Source organism: Jiangella rhizosphaerae (assembly GCF_003579925.1).
Taxonomy (GTDB): domain Bacteria; phylum Actinomycetota; class Actinomycetes; order Jiangellales; family Jiangellaceae; genus Jiangella; species Jiangella rhizosphaerae.
On sequence record NZ_QUAL01000010.1, the window covers coordinates 1 to 6,325 of the forward strand.

Here is a 6,325-nt window from a genome sequence, read left to right on the forward strand (position 1 = left end):
GAGGTGGACGGGACCGAGGTCGATGGGACCGAGGTGGACGGCACCGAGGTGGACGGCACCGAGGTCGATGGGACCGAGGTCGACGGATCCGAGGTGGCGGGCATCGAGGTCGACGGCGTCGAGACGGCCGGCGGCAACGACCCGGACCCCGCGACCGAGGACAACGCCGACGAGGACGACGACGAGCGGCTGCCCGACACCGGTGCCGGGTCGAACCAGCTGCTGATCGTCGGGCTCGGCCTGATGCTCTCCGGTGGCATCGCCGCCTACGCGGTGAGCCGTCGCCGAGGCGTCGGTCAGGGCTGACCCGCCGAGGCGATCGACACCCTGCCGATGGCCGTGGATCCGCGACCCGGATCCACGGCCATCGGCCTGTCGCGGCCGGCCGAACTCACCGCGACGAGCGGCCGGCCTCGAACGCGATTCACAGCCGAGTTCCGCTGACATAGGCATAACGCACGGCGCCATCAGCCGAATGGGGGAACCGCACTCCACTCAATGGCGCTGTGACCAGGACATTGGGCGGAAAAAGCGATCTGCGGGAACCGGTCCGCGTGTCGGCCTTCGATAACGATTCGGTCACGGCCGCGATGCTCGCGGTTTAGACCAGTGGTTCCGGTTTGCGCGTCGCCACGCGATGCGATTCGCCCGTTTCACACCGATTGGATGCACTGATCCGTCCCGCTATGTCCGACTAGGGCGGGAAAGGGTAATCGTGGCGAGTTGCGGGGCTTTAGGGCAAAGATCTTGATCAACCGTTTCGAGGCATAGCGACCGGCGCGAGGCGAATGGGCGGTCGGTGTCCCCGGAGGCAAATTCACCAAGTACGAGACACGTCTCTGGAGCAGTTGTAGGTTCATGATCACGCTTCGCAGGCCTTGGCACATCTGATGGCCGCGAAGGAGCCCGCCATGAAATGCAAATGCCAGAGGAGAAGGCATGCCTGCAACACCTGTTATGCGCCGGCGTCGCGCAGCGGCAACGCTGCTCGCAGCTGGTATTGCCCCGGTTTTCGCTGTGGGCGCGTGGCTGACGCCCGCCGCAGCGGCCGAGGGTGACGAGTCGCGCGCCGGCGCGCGGTTCCTCGACGGCACCGTCCTGGGCACCGACCTGGACGAGATCGCCGAGCTCGCCGGCGTCGAGGTGGAGAACCTGGGCGACCCCGAGCCCGTCACCGACGCCAACCCCCTGGACGTCACGGTGCTCGACTCGATCAACATCAACATCGAGCCGAACCTGCAGATCCCGCTGAGCGACATCATCAAGCTGGGCGCGGTCAACCAGTGGGCCACGGCCGAAGACGGCGCCGTGTCGCACGCCGCGACCGGTGCGGTCGCCGACAACGGCGGCGTCGGCACCGGCGTCGACGCCGGCTTCCCCGGCAACGCCACGTTCGACCTGACCGACCTGCTCGGTGAGGGCCTGACGGACACCATCGCCGACGTCGAGCTCGAGCTCGGCGCCGTCTCGTCCGAGGCGCACCTCGAGCCGTCGGGCGACGACTTCGAGGTCTCCCGCGACTACGAGATCGCCGGTGGCGAGCTCCGTGTCACCGTTCCGCTGCTCAGCGGCGTGAACCTCGAGCTCGGCGACGACGCCGCGATCTGGATCGAGGACGGCACCATCGTCATCGACCTGAGCGCGATCTTCGAGAGCCTGAACGACCTGCCGCCGAACAGCGAGCTGATCGGCGACGGCCTGTTCACCATCCTCGACGACCTGCTGGGCGAGCTGCTCGGCGACCTCGGCGAGGGCCTGGGCGACCTGCTCGGCGACCTCGGCGTCGACGACCTCACCAACGGCCTGGCCGACGCCCTGACCGACATCCTGTCGATCAAGGTCAACGTTCAGCCTGACGAGGCCGAGGCCGGCGTCGCCAAGCCGACCAGCGCCCGTACCGCGGTCAACGTCGAGAAGGCCTCGACCTCCGAGACCTACAGCGTCGCGGCCGTTCAGGTCACCCTGCTCGGCGGCCTCGAGAACGGCGGCGTCTCGGTGACGCTGGCCGAGTCGCACGTCGGCCCGAACACGCTGTCCGACGGCGAGGAGACCGAGGTCGACGGCACCGAGACCGAGGTCGACGGCACGGAGGTCGACGGCACGGAGGTCGACGGCACCGAGGTCGACGGCACCGAGGTCGACGGCACCGAGGTCGACGGCACCGAGGTCGACGGCACCGAGGTCGACGGCACCGAGGTCGACGGGACCGAGACCGAGGTCGACGGGACCGAGACCGAGGTCGACGGCACCGAGACGGAGGTCGACGGCACCGAGGTCGACGGCACCGAGAACGACGGTGACGACGACGGCGCCGCCGACGGCAACCAGGACGGCAACGAGGACGGCGACGAGCTGCCCGACACCGGTGCCGGCTCCAGCCAGCTGCTGATCCTCGGCCTGGGCCTGGTCCTCGCCGGTGGCATCGCGGCCTACGCCGTCAGCCGTCGCCGGGGCCTCACCGTCGAGTGACATCCAGCACGACTGAGTAACACCAGCAACACCCAGGAGTAGCACCACGACTCCGCCGCTCGATCACGGTGGGTCCGCTCCCAAGCCAGGGCGCGGACCCACCGGATCGGCGTTTCCGGGGTCGGTCGAACCGGGCGGTCGACACACGAGGGCAGGCACGATGCACGACCAGGAGACAACGACGACGACGCCGGAGCAGCCGGCATCGCAGCCGTCGGCACGGCCGACGTGGATCAAGGTCGTCGCCGGGGGGCTCGGCGCGCTGCTGTGCGCGCATCTCCTCGCGACGGCGGTGTTCGTCGGTCCGGCGAACGCGGCCAAGGAGACGCTGGGCACCACCCTGACGAACTACATACAGCCGTACTTCCAGCAGGAGTGGAGCCTGTTCGCGCCGACGCCGATCAGCGTCGAGTACTCCATGCTGGTGCGCGGCTGGTACGACGCCGACACCTCGACCGAGTGGGTGAACGTCACCGAGCTGGAGGTCGAGGGCAACATCCTGCACAGCGTGGCGCCGTCGCGGGCGGGCATCGTCACCCGCCGGCTGGCCGGCACCATGCGCAAGCAGTACCGCCTCATCACGCGCGAGGAGCAGGCCGTGCTGGCCGGCAACTACCACGAGGACGCGTGGGCGCGCATGGAGGAGGCGATGCTGGCCACGCCCGACCCCAGTTCCGACGCGCGCATCTCCTACGTGCTGCGTCTGGACCGCGCGATGACCGCGTACGCGACGCAGTTCGCCTGGGCCTGGTGGGGCCGCGACGCCGGCATCCAGTACGTCGAGGTGCAGATCCAGGAGACCCGGGCGCCACGCTTCGACGACCGCGGCGACGACCCGTCGGTGACGGTCCGCGAGTTCGGCCGCCGCCCGCTCTACCTGTACGACGACCAGGACAGCGCCGCGTTCGCCGACGCCATCGGGAGGTTCCGGTCATGATCGGGTCCGCCGTCGACCGCGCGCTCGACGCCGTCGCCGTCACCGCCGGCAAGGGCGAGGAGTGGCTGCTGGGCGCCAAGCGTGCCACCTACGGCGTCTCCGTCGTCCGCATCATCTTCGGCCTCGCGGCCGTCTGGTTCCTGCTGGCCAACTTCAGCAACCGGCACTACCTGTGGGGCGACGCCGCGCAGTGGATGACGCCGCTGGAGCGCAACGGCGGCTTCGGCTTCCCGTTCACTCTGTTCGAGGGCGGCAGCGACCCGACGACGCTGACCGTGAAGATGCTGATCGTGCTGGCGCTGGCGGTCGCGTTCACGCTCGGCTGGCGCACGCGCGTCGTCGCGCCCGCGCTGCTGATCTGCTGGGTCAGCCTCATCGAGTCGAACCCGCTCTACGGCGACCAGAGCGACAACATCTTCCGCATCCTGCTCATCTACCTGTGCTTCGCCGACCTGTCCGGACGGTGGTCGCTGGACGCGCGGCGGCGGGCGCGGCAGGAGCAGGGCCTCAGCCGGCGGTGGTGGCCGCGCCGGTTCACGCCCGAGGCCGTGCGGCGCGGCGCCGGCCGGCTCGGCATCCTCGTCCACAACCTCGCGATCCTCGCCGTCGGCGCGCAGATCTGCATCATCTACGTCGCGTCGGCGCTCTACAAGGTGCAGGGGGAGTACTGGCAGGACGGCACCGCCGTCTACTACCCGATGCAGGTGGGGCAGTACCGGCCGTGGCCGTGGCTCAACGACCTGCTGTCGGGGAACCCGTTCGGCGTGCTGGTCGTCTCGTACTTCTCCGTCTTCATCCAGCTGTTCTTCCCGCTCATGCTGCTGCGTCGCGGCACCCGCGTCGTCGCGCTGCTCGGCGTCCTCGGCATGCACGCCGGCATCGCCGTGATCATGGGGCTGCCGTTCTTCTCGCTGTTCATCATGGCCGGCGACCAGATCTTCATCCGCGACTCGACCTACCAGGGCATCGCGGGCCGGGTGCGCTCGGCGTGGGACGGACGACGGCGACGCAGGCGGCCCGGCGCCGCGGAGCCCGGCCCGGGGACGGGGCCCGGCGGGGACCGGCCGGGTGCCGCGGCTCCCGCGCCCGAGGAGGCCACGGCCGAGCCGGTGCCCACCAGGTAGCCTGACCCGCGTGCCGAACGACATCCGGGAGGCCCGGCCACGGCCAGACGTCCCGCCGATCGCGAAGGGCGCCGCGTTCTTCCTGGTCGGCGTCGTCGTGCTGCACTTCGCGGCGACGTTCCTGTGGAACGCGCCGGCGAACCCGATCAAGGACTCCGTCGGCACCCAGGTGTCCGCCTACATGCGGCCGTTCTTCCAGCAGAACTGGAGCCTGTTCGCGCCCAACCCGGTGAACGCCGAGGACGAGCTGCGGGTCCGCGCGCAGGTCGAGGACCCGCAGACCGGCGAGCTGCGCACCACCGACTGGGAGGACCCGACCCGGCTGGAGTGGACGCTGGTCACCCACGACCCCGCGCCGTCGCGCGCCAGCCGGTTGACGTCGAACCTGCACCGCCGGGTGAACACCGCCTGGAACGCGCTCACCGACGAGCAGCAGGCGATCGTCGCCACCGACTACCAGGAGATGGCGGACTGGCGGCCGCTCGCCGACGACCTCATCGCGGCGCAGGGCGGTGAGACGTCGTCGCGGGTGGCGAACATGGTCCGCGCCGACCGCGTCGCGACCGGCTACGCCACGCAGTTCGCCAAGGCCAGGTGGGGCGAGGACGTCGTCGCCGTGCAGTTCCAGCTGGTCCGGACGCCGGTGCCGCGGTGGAACGAGCGGCTGGACCCGCCGCCTGAGGACCCGCAGCAGACCATCCGCGACTTCGGCTGGCGCCCGGCGCTGGTCGACCCCGACCAGGACGAGGCCGCGTTCGCCGACGTCCTGCGCGACCTGGAGAGCAACCGGTGATCGGCGAGGCGATCCGCTACGTCACCCGGGCCGTCGGGCGCACCGTCGACACCGGCGAGCAGTGGCTGTTCGACGGCAAGAAGGCGACGTACGGCCTGGCCGCGATGCGGATCCTGCTCGGGGTCGCGATCCTGGGGTCGCTGACGGTCAACTTCGCGTACCGGCACTACGTGTGGGGGCCGGGCGCGCGCTGGCTGACGCCGTGGCTCACCGTCGACGAGTACGGCTTCCCGTTCACCTCGGTGTTCGCCCAGAACGACGGCACCACAGCCTTCACCGTCAAGTACCTCCTGCTGGCCGCGCTCGCCGTCGCGTTCACGCTCGGCTGGCGGACCCGCGTCGTCACACCGCTGCTGATGATCGGCGTCGCCAGCCTGATGCGGCTGAACCCGCTGGCCGACGACGCGGGCGACAACATCGTCCGCATCATGCTGCTGTTCCTCTGCTTCGCCGACACCTCGATGCGGTGGTCGCTGGACGCCCGCCGCCGCGCCCGCCCCGGCTACCGGCCGCTGGTTCCGCTGCCGTCGTGGGTCGGCACGCTGTTCCACAACGTCGCCCTGATGGCCGTCGCCGCCCAGGTCTTCATCGTCTACATGACCTCCGGGCTGTCAAAGGTCCAGGGCAGCATGTGGCAGGAGGGCGTCGGCCTCTACTACCCGCTGCGCATCGGCCAGTACGCACCGTGGCCGGCGCTGAACGAGCTGGTGTACACCAACGGCGTGTTCGTCACGATCGGCAGCTATGTGACGGTGTTCGTCCAGGTGCTGTTCCCGCTGCTGCTGTTGCGGCGGGGCACCCGGGTGCTGGCGCTGCTGGCCGTCTTCGCGATGCACGTCGGCATCGCCGTGACGATGGCGCTGCCCTGGTTCTCGCTGGCCATGATCGCCGCCGACATGGTCTTCATTCGCGACGACACCTACCGCGCCCTGATCCGCTGGGCGCGCGGGTCTCGGCGGCGACAGCCGCCCGAGCCCGCCGCGGCGGCCCCCGCCGCCGAGC

The 6,325-nt window shown here is 70.2% G+C and carries 6 protein-coding genes; all 6 read left to right on the forward strand.

Annotated elements, in window-relative coordinates:
• A partial coding sequence (locus tag DY240_RS01050) for an LPXTG cell wall anchor domain-containing protein (protein ID WP_158602689.1) occupies nucleotides 1-306 on the forward strand: 306 nt, incomplete at its 5' end.
• A gap of 711 nt (nucleotides 307-1,017) precedes the next feature.
• Nucleotides 1,018-2,469 carry a choice-of-anchor G family protein gene (locus DY240_RS01060; RefSeq protein ID WP_158602690.1) on the forward strand — a complete coding sequence of 484 codons (1,452 nt, stop codon included), beginning with the start codon at nucleotides 1,018-1,020 and terminating at the stop codon, nucleotides 2,467-2,469.
• Between the two features lie 160 nt (nucleotides 2,470-2,629).
• A complete protein-coding gene (locus DY240_RS01065; RefSeq protein WP_119658127.1) occupies nucleotides 2,630-3,406 on the forward strand; it encodes a DUF5819 family protein in 777 nt (258 codons plus the stop codon).
• A complete protein-coding gene (locus tag DY240_RS01070) occupies nucleotides 3,403-4,530 on the forward strand; it encodes an HTTM domain-containing protein (protein WP_119658128.1) in 1,128 nt (375 codons plus the stop codon). Before DY240_RS01065 ends, DY240_RS01070 begins: the two co-directional genes overlap by 4 nt.
• A gap of 10 nt (nucleotides 4,531-4,540) precedes the next feature.
• A complete protein-coding gene (locus DY240_RS01075) occupies nucleotides 4,541-5,323 on the forward strand; it encodes a DUF5819 family protein (protein WP_119658129.1) in 783 nt (260 codons plus the stop codon).
• A partial coding sequence (locus tag DY240_RS01080; protein WP_119658130.1) for an HTTM domain-containing protein occupies nucleotides 5,320-6,325 on the forward strand: 1,006 nt, incomplete at its 3' end. The genes DY240_RS01075 and DY240_RS01080, both read left to right, overlap by 4 nt.